Genomic DNA, 15,770 nt, shown 5'->3' with positions numbered 1-15,770 from the left:
TACCGGGTGAGCACTTTCGCTGAGCGAAGCTGAGCACTTCCGATGAGCGCCGTCACTGAGGCGAAAAGGCGCTAGTCGAAGACTTTCTCGAGCGATTCAGAGATGGTCTGGAGGTACGTCTCGGTGCGTTCCGAGCCGAGAATTCCGGCACCCATCTTGTTCATCGTGTAGGCGATCGTGGTCTTGTGTTCGAGGTCCATCACGACGATGGAGCCGCCCCAGCCTCCCCAGAAGCAGACGCGCCCCGGGAAGGGGTACGTGAGATAGCTGGGGTCCGCGAGCGCGAACCCGGTACCGAACCGGATGGGGGTCAGGAGCACGAGATCTGTTCCATCGCTTTGCTGTTCGAAGATCAAGTCGATCGTGGCGGGGGACAGGAGTGCGTGATTGTCGACGGTTCCGCCCCGTGCGATGACTGACATCATGCGTGCGAGCGAGCGCGCGTTGCCGTGACCGTTCACAGCCCCCAGGTCGGCACGCCGCCACGCGGCGGTATTGGCGTTGGCTGCGTCGAGTGGTGGGCTGTCCAGTGTCATGCGAGTGAGGTTGTCCTCGGGCAGTTCCGAGAGATTGAAGGGCAGTGGTGGTGGGGGAACGACGTCGCTGATCCGGTGCCAGTCGGCCTCACGGGCACCGATCTGGAAGTCGGCTTCGAGGGGACCGGCGATGTCGTCGGCTACGAACTGGGGGAGAGTGCGACCCGTCACGCGCAGGACGACCTCGCCGAGCAGCTGCCCGAAATTTATGGCGTGATAGCCCGACGCGGTTCCCGGCTCCCACCACGTCGTCTGCCCGGCGAGGTGTGAACTTGCTCGCGGCCAGTCGTAGAGCTGCTCGATGGCGAACGGCGGCTGCCACCCGGAGACGCCCGAGGTGTGGGAGAGCAGGTGCCGGATGCGCACGTTCTCCTTTCCGTTCGCCGCGAATTCGGGCCAGTAGTCGGCGACGGGCGCGTCTACGTCGATGAGGCCTCGGTCGACGAGAACGAGAACCGCGAGGCTGGTGACGGTTTTCGTCGACGACCAGACGTTGGTGATGGTGTCGGTTGTCCATGGCTGCGATCGTTGGCCGTCGGTGTAGCCGCCCCAGATGTCGACCACGGTGTCGCCGTCGATGTCGACCACCACAGACGCCCCCAGTTCGTCACCGGAGTCGATGTTGCGGGTCAGATCGTCGGCCAACTTGTCGAAGGCGGTGTCGCATCGTCCGTGGATTTCTGATGTCACTGCTGCTCTTCTTCCGGGGGTAGGGGGCGGGATCGTTCGACGTCGGTCGGAGGGGGCGTCCGGGTGTGGTCGAGTTCTAGTTCACGTAGCCCACCCATCACGAAGAGTGCGGCCAGGTTCGCCGCACTTTCCCGGTCGGCGGGGTGATCTTTGCGGGCCTCGCGGGCGGCAAGGATCGCGACACCGACCGTCATCGCAGCGAGATGGCGCGGCGCCGACCCCTTCGCGGACGCCGGGATGCGTTTGGCGATCTGCGTGGTCAGGCGGTTGGTGATCGCCTCGATCACAGCGTCGCGGTGAGGTGTTGCGGGGCCGTGGCTGGTATCCATGAGGAGCGAGAAACATGCCGGGTGCAGTTCGGCGAAATCGAAGAACGCCTGCATGTCCGCAGCGATCTCCTCACGTGGTGTGAGCGCGCTGGCCTGCTCGTAGCGGTGGTACAGGAACGTGGCGGCTTCCTGCGCCGCGAGGCGGACGCAGTCGGCGTAGGCGGCGTACTTGTCGCCGAGATGCTTGTACACCGTCGGGCGGGTTGTCCCCGCCGCAGCGGCTATGTCGGCGATCGTGACTGCGTCGTAGCCGCGCTCGGCGAACAGTGCGGTCGCGGCGTGCACGAGCCGCTCGCGCGGTACCCGTGCGCCACTACTTTTGCGACGGGGCGCCTGGTGGTCGATGTCGTTGTCCACATGGCCATCTTTACATCGGTGTAAAGGTGTGTCTAGGCTCACACGCGAATGGTTCGGGATGGGTGTTCTCGAGCCCAGAGAAATGGGGGGTCTGTGATGAAGAGTCGCGCGTTGAGAGTGTGTCGGTCTGCGGTCGCTGCGGGGTCGGTGGCCGTGGTCGCTGCAACCCTCGGTGTGGTCGCACCGGGGATCGCGTCGGGTGCACCCGACACCGGGGCGCTGGCCCACTGCGAAGTTCCGGCGGCGGGATCGGCTCCGACTCAGCAGACACCCGAACAGCTCGGGGTCACCCAGGCGGGCGTGGACCAGGCGATCGCGTTCGCCACCTCACGGTTGCGGAGCAACATCCAGATCTATCGGAACAACTGTCTGATCGGGCGCGGCCCGCTCAACGACAGGACCGATGCGCTGCCGTGGAATCTGTGGAGCTCGACCAAGAGCGTGGTCGCGATGGTCGCCGGGGTTGCGGTCACCCAGGGCCTGCTGGACATCGACGCGCCGATCGACCGATACGTGCCCGCAGGCCTCGGCGATGCTGCACACCGGTCGGTCACCGCCCGTCAACTGTTGAATCAGAACTCGGGGGTCAGACAATCTGCCGTAGCCGAGGCGGTCACATCGGGCTTGGATATCGACACCAACATCATCGAACAAGAACTTGCGCTGCCGATAGAGCATGCTCCCAGCACCTTCTTCGAGTATTCCCAGCACGGCCCCGACCTACTCGCCTACGTCATCGAGAACGCGGTCTCGCAAGATCTGCAGCAGTATGCGCAGGACAATCTCTTCGGTCCGTTGGGTATCGACAGCGCCGATTATCACTGGGGACGCGATCGAAGCGGAAACACCTACGGCTACGCGTTCTTGTTCATGGCACCGAAGGACTTCTCCCGTCTGGGACTGCTCATGGTCAACGATGGAGTCTGGCGCGACAGCCGAATCATCAGCTCCTCCTACGTCGAGCAATTCCGCACACCGTCGCAGACGAACCCCTGCTACGGGTTCCTGACGTGGCTCAACCAGGGCCCCTGCACCGGCCCATCGGTTCCATCGCGGCAAACCCTTCCCACTGCACCGTTACAGGGGTTGCCTGCCGACGCGTACGCCATGGTGGGACTGGGGCAACAGAACAACTTCATCATCCCCAGCCTCGGAATGATGGTGACCTGGACCGGCCTACTCGGCGACGTCTCGCCCGACCCATCGACACTGTTGAGCGCCAATCCGGACAGCGAGCTCTACCGCAGCTTCTTTCGGATCCTCGGCGCGGGATTCACCAACCCGCCCCTGCCCGATCCAGGCCCCTACACCCCGACGTTCAACCTCACACTCGACCCGCCGGCTTTCTTCGACCCCAACTTCATCGCCGGGGCCGTCGGGTTCGGACCGTTCGCACCCGAGGGCTGCAACGCGTTCTCCTGCGGCTCAACCCCGCTCCGCCCGCCACTGGAAGGGTCGGAAGGCTGTCTGGTCATCACATGCCTGCCATCGCTGCCGGAGGTCTTCGCACCCAACGGACGCCCGGGCGGCTGAATCGTCAAACAAGACCTGTGGGCAGAGGCGTTCGTCGGCGGCCGCCGGGCCACCTTCGAGAACGACCGAAGATTGATGGCAGCGGTCCCACCCCCGTGGTCGCTACTTGATCGCAATCGCCGTATCCGGGCGCGATTGTTCCTGCAGTGCACAACGACCGAACCAGAAGCCATACCCGATGCCCCGAAGCCGACCCGAACCTACGACACCGCACACCCGAACCGGCTGAAGAAAACGGTAAGACCATGAAACCCACACAACTGCAAAGGCGAACGGATGGTCAATTCCGTCCTTCTGATGCCGCGTCGACCCGTGGCCCAAAAGTAGCCCGGCACGATCGAAGTGCTAATCGGGCGCGCTGACGACCACAGCGTTTCCGCCCCGCCGTTTGGCCCGATACATCGCTGAGTCAGCGCGGCGCACAAGCTCGTCGACGTCGACGTGACCGTCCACGGTGGGCTGACAGGCGATACCGACGCTGGTGCTCACATTCTCATTTCCTTTGCGGTGGAGCAAGTTCGCGGTACATCGATCGACGAAGCTATCGACCCCGCTTCTGTGCTCGAAGTACGCGATGACCAAGAATTCATCCCCGCCGATGCGCGCGGCGATGTCGACGGGTCTGATCATGGCGACAAGTCGCCGTGCAATGTCCTGCAGGGCAGCATCACCGACGTCGTGGCCGTGTTCGTCGTTGAGTGATTTGAATCGGTCCACATCGATCACCGCAACCGCCGCCACCACCACCTCGTCACCTGAGGCCGTTGATGCAGCGGCTCGAACGGCGGCGTCCATACCGCGCCGGTTCAGCAGCCCAGTCAATGGATCGCGCGTAGCTTGGACCGTCACTCGCCCGATCGAGTGCCGTCCGGCCTCGATGACGGCCTGGATCACGATCGGCAACACCACCACCGACGACACGGCCGGCGCGATATAGATGAACAGATCGAACAGGCTCGCCTGGTCGCTCACCACCGCCCACGCTGTGAACCCGACGATCGCCGACGAAGCCAGGACGCAGTGCATGCCGAGGATGCGCCAGCCGAGCAGAAAGGCAGCGAACACACCGATCAAACCCAGGTGGATGGTGGCGCACAATCGTGCTTGAGGTGTCGATGTCAGTGCGGCGCAGACGATGATGCAGACATCGGCCCACACCACGAACGCGATAGCTCCGCGATAGCGCGGCCACGGTCGGACCAGCCACCACACACCGACGACTACCGCGGTGGAGAGTACGGCGCCGTGAATAACCCTGGCGGTCAGTCCGTGGGGACCCATCGGGTGAAACTGGACGATCAGCCCCAGTGCCGCCATCGACAGGCACAACGCACAAATTCCATACTTGAGGAAGGGCAAGTAGCCAGTCGTTCGTACAGCAGCGGTAGCGAACTCGAACTCTCGCTTTCCCGGAAGAATTCTGCCGGTTGTCGTCATCGCGGTAGCGCCGCGACCTGGTGAAGTGCGTCCATTATTTGATCAGGCCTGCTTTCGGGGTCGGTCAACGCTTCCCCGCGGCCGCTGCTTCGGTGTGCACGTGGCACGCACCTTGCCAAGATACCCGCCACCGCTGGGAACTGACAGTCCCCTCGCTGTACCGCCGCTCCATCGCGGAGTGACAGACCCGGCCAAACCTCGGCGACGCCATGACGGCGCAGGGCCGCTGCACGGCCCGCGCCCTGCGGCCCGGTATCGAATCCGGTTCGAGCACAGCCAATCCCGTCGAGCTGACACTCGCCGGCTACAACGCAGGACCGGGAGCCGTGCAGCGGTTGGGCACTATCGCGCCGTGACACCGGATCCTGACCCGGCGGTACCGAAGAGAGCGAAGCAGGCATAGGTGTGTGCGAGGTCGTGCCGCACCCAGTACCGAATCCCGGCAAACCCTGCACCGTGAAGGGCGGATGCCCACAGCTGTGTCAGCTGATAGTTCCCGGTGGTGAATATCTCTGCGGTGACGCCGAATTGCGCGGCAGTGTTCGTCGTCAGATCCGCGAGCGGCCGCGCGTCGGCTATCTCCAGTCGTGTTACTGCGCGTGCGGCGAGTTCGGTGCTCGGGACGACCCGCATCCCGCCCCACGTTTCGAGGAGGGTGATCTGTTCGGACTCGGCGGTATAACAGGTGCCGTAAGTATCTGCGAGGTCGAACCGTCCGTGGCCGCTGTTCGCGAACCACAACGGTCCGCGGGTAGCGCTGTGGCAGCGAAACACCTCCGTGCCGGCCTGAACCGTGCCGGCCTGAACCGTGCAGGCCGGGAATCGATCACGGAGGTGATCCGGTGGAGGAGGGGCCAGTAGGTGCAGTGCGGTACGCGGAGCGCTCACGCGGCGAGCTGCTCGGTCGCTGTGCGAGCAAGATCGGCGACCGAGGGCCCGTCACCGTCCAGCAATGCCTGCCGGGGCGTGCGCCCGCCGAGTTCGGGTTGCTCGGTCATCAGCCACGACGCAGCCATCCACCCGCCCGCATCGGCACGTGCCCACACCCGCAGAACGTCTTTGATTCCGAGGATCGGCCGTGCAGGCGTGTCGTCGTCGAACCCTGCCACCGAGTACCCCACCGACCCGTCTGCGGCGACCAGTCGCAGCACTCGATGATCCCGGACCGCTTGACTCAGTGCTTGTTTCGTCCAGCCGGTCACGTCTAAGACCTGCTTGTGGGTAAGGATCGCGCCGATATGGTTCTCCCACGCGCGGCGCGCCTTCAGCCCGGAGAGCACGCTACGGATCCCGTTCTCCACGTACGCGACATCGCTCGGGTTCAGCTCGGTTCCGTCGAGTCCGCTGGCGGCGAGTTCAGCGGCGACGAGGTCCTGCAGTGGTGTACTCATGCCAACCACGATACGGCGGTCAATCAGGTCAAGTCAAGTAGGTCAACCGGAAGTGCATTCTGGTGCTACACGACGATGTCAGCGTAGGACGCCAGTTCGGTCCACCGCTGGGCTTCGAGCCGTGCAGCGCGCGCAAGCGCATACCGATCCGCGGCGACGAGTTGGTCCATCGACAGATCGGTGGCGCCTGCGATGTCTCCGATCGGTACTTGGAAGGTTCGATAGGGGCTGAGCGGGGGAGTAGCGGTGTCGGTGCGGGCCGGTCGTTCGAGAATCGGGCCCAGCGACGGTGTCTGATCGAGGACGTAGCCCGTCGCGGCGAGCTTGGAGTCCTGTTCCCAGGCTGCGATTTTGAAGAACCGGCGGGGGATCGCCACACCCCGGTACACCGGATCGGCGGATGCGAAGATGCAGCCGGAGAACACCGACAGTCGTTGCCCGCATTGGCGGGCGTGTTCGAGGACGCAGTCCTCCAGGCCCGGCCACAAGGTTTTCGACTGGTTCAGGGTCGCGGTCTGCGGCGCACACACGGTGTAGTGGAAGGTGTCGGCGTTGGCCTGCTCGGCGACCGTCGCGGTGCCCCAGACGGGGTCGCGGCGGCGCACCAGATGCCCGCGGTCGAGGTCGTTGCTGGAGTACAACTCGGGGCCGGCCCTGCTGCGCGGCGGGGAGCCGCGGACCGAGTTGCCAGTCGTCGCCGCGCTCGACGTCGCGAAGTCCGGATCCGTCGATATTCACCGCCGTGGATGCGTGTACGGCAGCACTACCAGCCCGGTGCGCGCGGGCGCTTCGAGTTCGATCGTGGAGAGGAACGTGGCGTCGTAGCCGGCTGCAGGTGAAGTCACCGGCTCAGTGAACCGGTCGATCGTGACGGGCACGTGAACACACCCTGTTCTCAGGTGTGGTTCCGTACCCTCGGATGGCGGCGCCCGAAAACCGAGCGCGTGTACCCGAGACGCAAGGAGGCATATCCATGGCTGGAATCGCTGACAAGCTCGACAAGGCATACGAAGACAAGCCGCTCACCGAACTCGTCGACGCACCCGTCGAAGCACTGCAGGGTGTCAGTCCCGGTGATGCCGAGCACCTCAAAGCCGCGTTCAACATCACGACCATCGGAGACCTCGGACGCAACAAGTACTTCCTGTGGGCGCAGTCGATCGCCAAACTGGGCGAATAGTCTCCAGCTTCATACCGTCAGCCGAGAGCCACAGGACCGCATCGGTCCTGTGGCTCTCGTCGATCACGGCGACTTTGCCTGGTGACCTCGCCCGGGACAAGGTTCACCCATGGAGGACACGCAACGTCCCAGCGGGGGCAAGGCGATCCTGGTGGAACGCCTGCGCCGTCGAACACAGATCCGTCGGTCAGGCCGGTACCGTCGCTCAGGTGGCAGCAGCGCAGGGGGACGTGGTGAGTGGTTACCGCTATCAGTGGTCACTGTTCGCAGACTGGTGCGCCGCCGCAGACACCTCGCCCTTACCCGCCTCACCGATCACATTGGCCCAGTTCCTCGACGAGAACCCCGCCGGCGACACCGGGCAGCTACGCCGGGTCTCCGCGATCAACCGCGCTCACCTCGACGCCGGCCACCCCGCCCCGGGACGGGTGACCTCGGTGCGGCTTGCGTTGGACTCTGCACGCGCCGACCGAACCATCCGACGTGCCGCGCACCACCAGGCCATTGCTGCCGCATTGCCGACAGAAGGGTCGACGGCAGCCCTCTTCGGGCGCCGCGACGCCGTTCTTCTCCTTCTGGCCGGAGCAGGCCTGTCCTACAACGCTATTGCACAACTCGACCGCGGCGACATCAGCGTCGACGGTGACAGCATCTGGATCGGCGGACACCACCGCATCCGCATCGACCCCCACGAGGTCACCTGCTTTGAGCCGGTCGATGTGTGGGAACGCTGGAACACGGTCCTTCAGTTCTCCGACCGGTATCCCTCGACGGCGTTGCTCGCAGAGCATCTGCAGCGCAACACGTTTCCGGACATGACCGCGACGGCGCACCGCGGCGGTCCGGTGGCGGTGCCGATCGACCGGTGGGGACATCTACCGTTGCCCGCCGCCCCGATGACCGCTGCCGAGATCGGATCGGTGATCGCCGCGCACCGCACCGGGCTCTCACCGCTGCACACCCCGCGGCGCCGCATCGCCAGACCACGCGCGGATGCCGAACAGGTCGACATAGTTCGCCTCGAGCCCACACCAGCTGAACTCGATTCCGGCTACTACCGCGCGGGTGTCGATGCGCGGCGCCGAGCCCACACCGCCCTGGCCGATGTCCCGGACATGGTCGACGACGTCGAGGACCGCATCGAAGCACTGCTGCAGCGCACCCTCGATCTGCTCGGCGACGAGGCCACTCCCTGAGAAAGCGTGCCACCGACGCCCACAGGAGCGTCAAGAGATCCTGACGGATCTACCTGACATAGAATCGGCGGGTCGGTGAGTTCGCAATTGAACGGCAAATTCGCGGATCCCGTCGACGCAGTACGACGATGCTGCAACTAGGGTGTGGACCTGCCGAGCAGCAACGCGCGCTGAAGGCCAAGCACCGGTAGACGTTCGTCGAAATCGGCCCTGCCCGTAGACGCGGTTCGCGCAATGCTCGAAATCATCGCTGGCGGAATGGTCCGGTGACGCATGGTGATCGGTCCGTCTTCGCAAGTGCTTCCAACAGGTTGGGATTGCTAGCAGCCCGTATTCGCTCGGCAGGCGGGCCCTATACGACTCCCATCGGGGTGATGCTTACTATGCGAATCGAGCGGCTCTGTTCGGGCTCGATCATGTACTCGCCGACGTCGATGAACCGTCCCGGTGGCGATCGAGAGTGCCCCGCGCCTCGACGAGCTGAAAACGATTATGCGGCAGTGACACCGACTGCGTCGCTGACCACGCGGTCATTATGGATCTGCGGCTGATCCGTCCCCACCTACCCAATCTCACGGTGCGGTGCTGCGATTGGGTAGCGGCCTATGCGGGGAAGTCAGTGAGCGCACCTCGGCACAGGACTCACCGCACGCTTCGTCTCCGAGCTCGATGCACGACGTGAACCGGTCGGCCGAAAGCGCCGATCGGAAAGCGTTACCTGCCGCCTGATCCTCCTCCGAGCAAAGATTTCTACGCGCACGACGGCCGCAGCGCCCGCCGCAGCAAGCGGCTAAGCGCGCGCTCAGGTACGTGCGGTCCGAGTCAGGGCTGTCTTTCACGGTCGCCCTCAGGCGGGAGTTGCGGGTGGGGCGGCCAGGTGTACAAAAACGACAATACGGTCGGTTCAGCGCCCATCCCAGACTTTGGGTTCAGACCCGCGGACGGCCGACTTCTTTTCCAAAACCTTGTAACCCTTGGGCTCAGGCGCTAGACTCTGGTTCAATGTTAATTGCTCAGTAAGGCAACTTATGAGATCCGCGCAGGCACTCGCCGCCATCGGACGCGAACACGCCACGCCGGTTCTGTATCGGCGTCTACCGACGAACACATCCATGAAAGAGGTCCCGGCTTGAAGTTCCTCGATGGCATACGCGTCGTAACGCTCGCGGTGAACCTCCCGGGGCCAATCGCAGCAGCACGATTGGCGAAACTAGGCGCCACTGTCATCAAGATCGAACCCCCGAACGGCGACCCTTTGGCCTCTCTCGCGCCGCGTTGGTATGCCGAGCTGACCGGCCAGCAGGAGATCGTAACGCTCGACTTGAGAAGGGAATCAGATCGAGCGGTCCTCGCTGTTCGACTGACCGAGGCCGACTTGCTTATCACTTCGATGCGTCCGTCTGCCCTGCGAAGGCTGCATTTGAGATCGGCCCACGAAAAGCATTCAAACTTGTCTCACGTCGAAATCGTTGGGCACGACGAAGAGTTGGAAGATGTTCCGGGACACGATCTGACTTATCAGGCCGCACACGGCACTCTTCAACCCCCGTTGATGCCGACCGTACCGGTGGCAGACCTCCTCGGCGCTGAACGTGCGGTGTCGGCTGCGCTGCTCGCACTACGAGCCAAGGACGATACTGGCATCGGGCAACACCACCGGGTGGTGCTGGATCACGCTGCGGCCGACGCCGGCGCTGCTGTACGGCATCACCTCGTCGGCGAAGGCGCTCCGCTCGGCGGTGCCATTCCTACCTATGGTATTTACGCAACCGCAGACGGTTACGTTGCTCTGGGGGCCCTCGAGCCGCACTTCCGCCGACGAACGCTCGATGCACTAGTAGTAGCCGACTCGCGTGAACAACTCGAGCGCGTCTTCGCTACCGAGAGCACTGCGCACTGGCAAGCTTTGGCGGTCCAGATCGATATTCCACTCGTTGGCATTCGAGATCCAACCGTGGAGGTCGCTTGAGTGACCCTCCCACAAGAAAACCTGCCGACCGACTTCTGCCTGGGTTTCAACGCATCCGCGAGGCCGACGGCGCCGATTTCGTTGTCCCCGAAGGTGAAAAGCTTTCGGGTCGAGCGCTGGCCTCGTCGGAACAACTGCCGTTCTTTCAGTCGGCAATCAGACCTGAAGTCTGGGCAGCACATTCGCAATTTTGAGCGCACCAATCATGGACGTCTAGGGGAGCAAGTATGGCTACAAGCATCGTCAAAGGTCTGCCGTCGACTCACGGTGACCACTATCAACTCAACACCACCAACTTGATTCGGCATGCAGTACGCACATATCCAGAACAGGAGATCGTGTACCGCCAGACAGATGGAGAGTGGGGTCGGTACACCTACGCGGATGCGTACAAGCGGGTCCAACAAGCAGCAAACGTCCTCACCGATTTGGGAGTCGGTCCCGGCGATACTGTCGGTCTACTCGATTGGAACAGTAAGCGGCACTACGAGCTCGGCTGGGCAATTCCAGGCATCGCCGCGGTCATGCTGCAAATGAACTTGCGTCTTTCGACAGAGGATCTCAGTTACGTCACAGGTCATGCGGAGGCGCAATGGATCCTGGTCGACGAAACGTTGCTTACGATCGCTGAGGCTGTGGCTCCTCATGTCCCGAATGTCAAGGGCTGGATCGTGATGTCCGATCGTCCTTCCGCGGAAATCAGCACCACGCTCGAGAACGTGCTCTATTTCGAGGATCTCATGCGTGATGCCGACACCGAACACTCCTGGCCCGTGATCGACGAAACATCAACTTACAGCGCCTGTTACACCACTGGCACCACCGGACGTCCCAAAGGGGTCTACTTCTCGCACCGCGGAAGCTACTTACATGCCATGGCAATGGCCGCAGGTATCTCGATGAACCGTGCCGACACTGCCATGTTGATCACGCCGATGTTCCACGGTCAATCATGGGGACTTCCGCACACCACAATGTGGGTAGCAGCTAAGGTTATTCTTCCCGGCCGCTACATGGCCGAGAACACAGCAATGCTGGTCGACACGATGATTGCCGAAAACGTGACCGTAGCCAACGGTGCCCCGGCGATCTTCCAGCCGATGCTCGACTACATCAAGACCCTCGAGGTCAAACCCGACTTCTCCAAAGTCCGTCTGCTGTCCGGTGCAACCGAACCAGCGCTGACCCTCATGCGCGACTTCTACGAGCTGACCGGTGCAGACTTTGTCCAGGCTTACGGTGCTACCGAAACTACACCTCTGATCAGTGTCAACTTCGGAATCAAGCCGTCCTTGGAGAACAAGGTATCGGACTCGGAGCGGTGGGACCTCAAACGATTCCAAGGTCTTCCGACTTCGGGCATCGACATCCGGGTCGTCGATGCCGAGGGTCGCGATCTTCCTCATGACGGCGAAAGCGTCGGTGAGCTCCTGATGCGCGGGCCTTGGGTTGTCGAGCGCTACCACAAGCTCGACGACGATGCCGATCGCTTCCTAGATGGGTACTGGCGTAGCGGCGACGTTGGCAAGATCTACCCCAATGGCTACCTCAAACTCACCGACCGCTTGAAGGATGTCGTCAAAAGCGGTGGTGAGTGGATCTCTTCGATCGACATGGAGAACGCGATCGCCGGTCATCCCCTCGTCCAAGACGCCGCAGTCATCGGGGTCGAACATCCGAAGTGGCAGGAACGACCGTTGGCGCTCGTGGTCCCGGTCGAGGGCGCGAATCTGACCCGCGAGGACATCACCGGAGTTCTCGATAAAACCTTTGCCAAGTGGCAGATGCCGGACGTTGTTCTATTTGTCGACCACCTCCCCCGCACCGGTGTCGGCAAGCTCGACAAGAAGGCGCTGCGTGCGACGCACGCCGATCAGTACCGTGGAGCAGCGCAGTGACCGAGCAGATTCTGCTGACCGATCGCAACGGGGCGGTGGCATCAATCGGAATCAATCGTCCCGACTCGCGAAATGCTCTCAATGGCGACCTGCTCGACGCGATGGCCGCAGAGCTCGAGTCGCTGCGAGATGACCCGAATGTGCTGGCGGTCGTCATCTACGGAGTCGGCGGTGTCTTCTGCGCCGGCGCAGACATCACAGCGTTCGACGAAATCCGCGCCAAGCCTCTCATCCACAACGACGCGTTCTGGTCGATCCTCCGTGGGTTCCACAAGCCCGTCATCGCCGCAGTAGAGAAGTACGCGTTCGGCGGCGGCTGCGAACTTGCGTTGGCCTGCGATGTCGTCATCGCAGGCAGGGGTGCACGTTTCGCAGTCCCCGAAGTCAAACTGGGGGCGATACCCGGCGCCGGCGGAACCCAACGATTGATCAGATCGGTGGGCAAGTCCAAAGCGATGGCAATGCTGCTCTCCGGGGATGCGCTGACTGCCGAGAACGCCTGCAATGCAGGACTGATCGCTGAAGTCGTCGACGACGGCGCAGCTCTTTCGTACGCAACCGAGCTCGGCCAGCGCATCGCCCGCAACTCCCCGCTGGCAGTGGCGCTGGTCAAAGATGCAGCTTTGGCGTCCTTCGAGACATCACTGACACACGGATTGGAACACGAAAAACGGAATTTCTTCGTTGCTGTCCACTCCGACGACAGCCACGAGGGACAAGCTGCGTTTCTCGAGAAACGAAGCCCTCAATTTACCGGAAAGTAGGCTCTCATGTCTGATCTGTTTCCCACTTATTCTCCTGCTTGGGAGTCCGATGATCATCGCCTTCTCCGCAAACACGCCGCACAATTTTTCAGAAAAGAAGCGACCCCAAATCAAGCCAAATGGGCCAAACAGCAGCAAGTCGACCGTGAGTTCTGGAACAAGACCGGATCAGCGGGACTCCTCGGATTGAATTTGCCGGACGAATACGGCGGTGGCGGAGCCGATTACGGGCACGAAGTGGTCGTCGCGCAAGAGCGTGCGTACGCTCACGACACGGCATTCGGATTCGTGGTGCATTCTGTCCTGGGATCGCAGTACATCTCCTCGTATGCCAGCGATGAACAGAAAAAACAGTGGATCCCGAAGCTTGTCAGTGGCGACATGGTCATCGCAGTAGCAATGTCCGAGCCGGGAACCGGGTCGGACCTACAGTCCATTCGGACGACTGCCGTGCGCGACGGCGATGATTACGTGATTAATGGCTCCAAAACATTCATCTCCAACGGATCTCACTGCGATCTACTCGTGATCGTAGCCCGTACCGGAGACAACCTTTCGTTGATCGCAGCAGAGACCAATGGACTCGACGGATTTGAACGTGGACGTGCGCTCGACAAAATTGGACAACACGGCCAAGACACCCGCGAACTCTCGTTCACCGACATGAGAGTTCCAGCGGCAAACCTTCTCGGAGGTGTCGAAGGCAAGGGTTTTGCCCAGCTCATGGAACAGCTGCCACGTGAGAGGCTCACAATCGGCATCGACTGTGTGGCCGTGGCGGAGGCAGCGGTACTCGAAACCATCAAATATGCGAAGGAACGCAAAGCTTTCGGCCAGCCCATCATCGAGTTCCAGAACACAAAATTCGTGCTAGCCGAATGCAAAGCGGAGGTCCTGGCAGGCAAGACCCTCATCGATCACTGCATCCAGCAATACCAGTCTGGAGACCTCGACGCGGCAACAGCTTCGATCGCAAAGATGTGGGGATCGGACAAGCTGGTCGACATTGTCGACCGATGCCTACAAATCTTCGGCGGATACGGATACATGATGGAGTATCCGATCGCTCAAATGTACGCGGCCGCGCGAGTGCAGAAAATCTACGGAGGGACCAACGAGATCATGAAAGTCCTCATCGCCCGAAGCTTGTAGATACGAACCCACACAGACACTTCGAAGCTTTAGGACAACCATGCAAATTTCAGGAAGCAGTGCTCTTGTGACCGGAGGCGCGTCCGGCCTAGGACTTGCGACGGTCGCCGCTCTGGCAAAGGCCGGAGCCGCGGTGGTCGCAGTTGACCTCGCCTCTGCGGACACCGCAGGGCTGGCAGAACTCGGAGGCGCTGTCGAGTTCGTGCCGGCCGACGTGACCGACGAGGCGGCGGTGACGAATGCCGTCAGTATCGCGAATTCGAACAACACCCTGCGCATCGTCGTCAACTGCGCCGGCATAGGCAGCAGCGTCAAAACAGTTGGTAGTAAGGGGCCGTTCCCGCTGGCAGAGTTCGACAAGGTCATCCGTGTAAATCTGCTCGGTACATTCAACGTGCTGCGTCTGGCCGCGTTTGCGATGACGACCAACGAACCGATCGACGGTGAACGTGGCGTCATCGTGAACACGTCGTCCGGGGCTGCGTTCGACGGGCAGATCGGCCAGGCGGCCTATTCGGCCTCCAAAGGAGGGGTCATGGCAGCGACGCTACCAATAGCACGGGATTTGGCAACGTCGCTCATCCGCGTCAATACGATTGCTCCCGGTCTCTTCGAGACCCCGTTGCTCGCCTCGCTTCCAAAACAGGCCCTCGCGTCTCTCACCGCTCTGACACTGCACCCGCATCGCATCGGTTACCCCAGTGAGTACGCACAGTTAGTGGAGGCGATCATCGTCAACTCGATGCTCAACGGCGAAACCATCCGTCTCGACGGTGCTGTCCGCATGCCGCCGCGCTGATGACAGCGAACAAACCGGTGGACCTTACCTACGCGGACGACTTAGAAGTGGGCGCTCGATTCGAACTCGCTCATCACACCGTGAGTGAGAAGGAACTGGTCGACTTCGCTTCGAGATGGGATCCTCAGCGCTTTCATACCGACACACAGTTCGCTTACCACGGTCGATTCGGAGGCTTGATCGCGAGCGGAATTCATACACTCGCGATCTACCAACAGCTCGCCGTCGACGGTCTCATCGGGCGATGGAGCGTGATCGCTGGAAAAAGTATCCGCCAAGTGAATTTCTGGCAGCCAGTACGGCCACTGGACACGCTGACGGGGTCGATCGCGATCGACAAGGTTGTGCTGGAACGCGCCCGAGGCCTCGTCACCCTGTCCTCCGAGCTTGTCAACGAGTCGGGGACCCGCGTGCTGACCTTGACTACCGACGCTCTGGTGCACCGTCACCCCTCGGTGGTGACTCGATCCCGCCAGTGTGACTAGGGGGTCGGGGAGCAGATTGACGAAATCCGGCGCTAAGGGGCAATCGCCGAGCGA

General features: G+C 62.2%; 16 protein-coding genes. 10 read left to right on the top strand and 6 right to left on the bottom strand.

Annotated elements, in window-relative coordinates; all coding sequences use genetic code 11:
* Positions 1–71 precede the first annotated feature (71 nt).
* Entirely contained in the window at positions 72–1,226 is a 1,155-nt protein-coding gene (locus ACODSO_RS28140; protein WP_489039913.1) for a serine hydrolase domain-containing protein, read from the bottom strand.
* The gene (locus ACODSO_RS28135) at positions 1,223–1,912 is read right to left on the bottom strand and encodes a TetR/AcrR family transcriptional regulator (RefSeq protein WP_489039912.1); all 690 of its coding nucleotides are present in this window, start codon (positions 1,910–1,912) and stop codon (positions 1,223–1,225) included. The genes ACODSO_RS28140 and ACODSO_RS28135 overlap by 4 nt, the downstream gene beginning before the upstream one ends.
* A 96-nt stretch (positions 1,913–2,008) precedes the next feature.
* On the opposite strand from ACODSO_RS28135, the gene ACODSO_RS28130 reads away from it, so the two are divergent.
* Positions 2,009–3,445 carry a serine hydrolase domain-containing protein gene (locus ACODSO_RS28130; RefSeq protein ID WP_489039916.1) on the top strand — a complete coding sequence of 479 codons (1,437 nt, stop codon included), beginning with the start codon at positions 2,009–2,011 and terminating at the stop codon, positions 3,443–3,445.
* A 345-nt stretch (positions 3,446–3,790) separates the two neighbouring features.
* Here ACODSO_RS28130 and ACODSO_RS28125 read toward each other — a convergent pair whose 3' ends face one another.
* A complete protein-coding gene (locus ACODSO_RS28125) occupies positions 3,791–4,882 on the bottom strand; it encodes a GGDEF domain-containing protein (RefSeq protein WP_489039911.1) in 1,092 nt (363 codons plus the stop codon).
* 209 nt (positions 4,883–5,091) lie between these two features.
* Between ACODSO_RS28125 and ACODSO_RS28120 the strand changes: the two genes are divergently transcribed.
* Positions 5,092–5,238 carry a hypothetical protein gene (locus ACODSO_RS28120; RefSeq protein ID WP_296778941.1) on the top strand — a complete coding sequence of 49 codons (147 nt, stop codon included), beginning with the start codon at positions 5,092–5,094 and terminating at the stop codon, positions 5,236–5,238.
* Here ACODSO_RS28120 and ACODSO_RS28115 read toward each other — a convergent pair.
* The 3 genes from ACODSO_RS28115 to ACODSO_RS28105 all read right to left on the bottom strand — a co-directional run bounded on the left by ACODSO_RS28115 (position 5,225) and on the right by ACODSO_RS28105 (position 7,007).
* A complete protein-coding gene (locus ACODSO_RS28115; protein WP_489039910.1) occupies positions 5,225–5,770 on the bottom strand; it encodes an RES family NAD+ phosphorylase in 546 nt (181 codons plus the stop codon). The two genes, ACODSO_RS28120 and ACODSO_RS28115, sit on opposite strands and share 14 nt — an antisense overlap.
* Positions 5,767–6,273: a hypothetical protein gene (locus ACODSO_RS28110; protein ID WP_489039909.1), complete on the bottom strand. Its 507-nt coding sequence runs from the start codon at positions 6,271–6,273 to the stop codon at positions 5,767–5,769. The genes ACODSO_RS28115 and ACODSO_RS28110 overlap by 4 nt, the downstream gene beginning before the upstream one ends.
* Before the next feature lie 65 nt (positions 6,274–6,338).
* The gene (locus ACODSO_RS28105) at positions 6,339–7,007 is read right to left on the bottom strand and encodes a DNA/RNA non-specific endonuclease (RefSeq protein WP_489039915.1); all 669 of its coding nucleotides are present in this window, start codon (positions 7,005–7,007) and stop codon (positions 6,339–6,341) included.
* A 239-nt stretch (positions 7,008–7,246) separates the two neighbouring features.
* Between ACODSO_RS28105 and ACODSO_RS28100 the strand changes: the two genes are divergently transcribed.
* The 8 genes from ACODSO_RS28100 to ACODSO_RS28065 all read left to right on the top strand — a co-directional run bounded on the left by ACODSO_RS28100 (position 7,247) and on the right by ACODSO_RS28065 (position 15,716).
* A complete protein-coding gene (locus ACODSO_RS28100) occupies positions 7,247–7,453 on the top strand; it encodes a hypothetical protein (RefSeq protein ID WP_489039908.1) in 207 nt (68 codons plus the stop codon).
* A gap of 209 nt (positions 7,454–7,662) precedes the next feature.
* Positions 7,663–8,649, top strand: coding sequence for a hypothetical protein (locus ACODSO_RS28095; protein ID WP_489039907.1), 987 nt, complete (start codon positions 7,663–7,665; stop codon positions 8,647–8,649).
* A gap of 1,129 nt (positions 8,650–9,778) precedes the next feature.
* The gene (locus tag ACODSO_RS28090; RefSeq protein WP_296778914.1) at positions 9,779–10,618 is read left to right on the top strand and encodes a CoA transferase; all 840 of its coding nucleotides are present in this window, start codon (positions 9,779–9,781) and stop codon (positions 10,616–10,618) included.
* Between the two features lie 227 nt (positions 10,619–10,845).
* Entirely contained in the window at positions 10,846–12,516 is a 1,671-nt protein-coding gene (locus ACODSO_RS28085; protein ID WP_296778910.1) for a long-chain-fatty-acid--CoA ligase, read from the top strand.
* The gene (locus ACODSO_RS28080; RefSeq protein WP_296778907.1) at positions 12,513–13,280 is read left to right on the top strand and encodes an enoyl-CoA hydratase-related protein; all 768 of its coding nucleotides are present in this window, start codon (positions 12,513–12,515) and stop codon (positions 13,278–13,280) included. Before ACODSO_RS28085 ends, ACODSO_RS28080 begins: the two co-directional genes overlap by 4 nt.
* Positions 13,281–13,286: 6 nt before the next feature.
* Positions 13,287–14,432, top strand: a complete 1,146-nt coding sequence (locus ACODSO_RS28075) for an acyl-CoA dehydrogenase family protein (RefSeq protein ID WP_489039906.1) — start codon at positions 13,287–13,289, stop codon at positions 14,430–14,432.
* 40 nt (positions 14,433–14,472) lie between these two features.
* Positions 14,473–15,231, top strand: a complete 759-nt coding sequence (locus ACODSO_RS28070; protein WP_296778900.1) for an SDR family NAD(P)-dependent oxidoreductase — start codon at positions 14,473–14,475, stop codon at positions 15,229–15,231.
* Positions 15,231–15,716 carry a MaoC/PaaZ C-terminal domain-containing protein gene (locus ACODSO_RS28065; RefSeq protein ID WP_296778897.1) on the top strand — a complete coding sequence of 162 codons (486 nt, stop codon included), beginning with the start codon at positions 15,231–15,233 and terminating at the stop codon, positions 15,714–15,716. Before ACODSO_RS28070 ends, ACODSO_RS28065 begins: the two co-directional genes overlap by 1 nt.
* The last annotated feature ends 54 nt before the right edge of the window (positions 15,717–15,770 follow it).

It is taken from the genome of Rhodococcus sp. FG69, assembly GCF_057808915.1.
The sequence above is the reverse complement of the archived record's forward strand: the minus strand, read 5'-3'. Positions and strand labels throughout refer to the sequence as shown.

Bases quoted from the DNA above. Each gene is read 5' to 3' on its own strand.
- ACODSO_RS28065 (WP_296778897.1), top strand. From the start codon at position 15,231: ATGACAGCGAACAAACCGGTGGACCTTACCTACGCGGACGACTTAGAA.
- ACODSO_RS28120 (WP_296778941.1), top strand. From the start codon at position 5,092: ATGACGGCGCAGGGCCGCTGCACGGCCCGCGCCCTGCGGCCCGGTATC.
- ACODSO_RS28070 (WP_296778900.1), top strand. From the start codon at position 14,473: ATGCAAATTTCAGGAAGCAGTGCTCTTGTGACCGGAGGCGCGTCCGGC.
- ACODSO_RS28075 (WP_489039906.1), top strand. From the start codon at position 13,287: ATGTCTGATCTGTTTCCCACTTATTCTCCTGCTTGGGAGTCCGATGAT.
- ACODSO_RS28110 (WP_489039909.1), bottom strand. From the start codon at position 6,273: ATGAGTACACCACTGCAGGACCTCGTCGCCGCTGAACTCGCCGCCAGC.
- ACODSO_RS28100 (WP_489039908.1), top strand. From the start codon at position 7,247: ATGGCTGGAATCGCTGACAAGCTCGACAAGGCATACGAAGACAAGCCG.
- ACODSO_RS28130 (WP_489039916.1), top strand. From the start codon at position 2,009: ATGAAGAGTCGCGCGTTGAGAGTGTGTCGGTCTGCGGTCGCTGCGGGG.
- ACODSO_RS28085 (WP_296778910.1), top strand. From the start codon at position 10,846: ATGGCTACAAGCATCGTCAAAGGTCTGCCGTCGACTCACGGTGACCAC.
- ACODSO_RS28125 (WP_489039911.1), bottom strand. From the start codon at position 4,882: ATGACGACAACCGGCAGAATTCTTCCGGGAAAGCGAGAGTTCGAGTTC.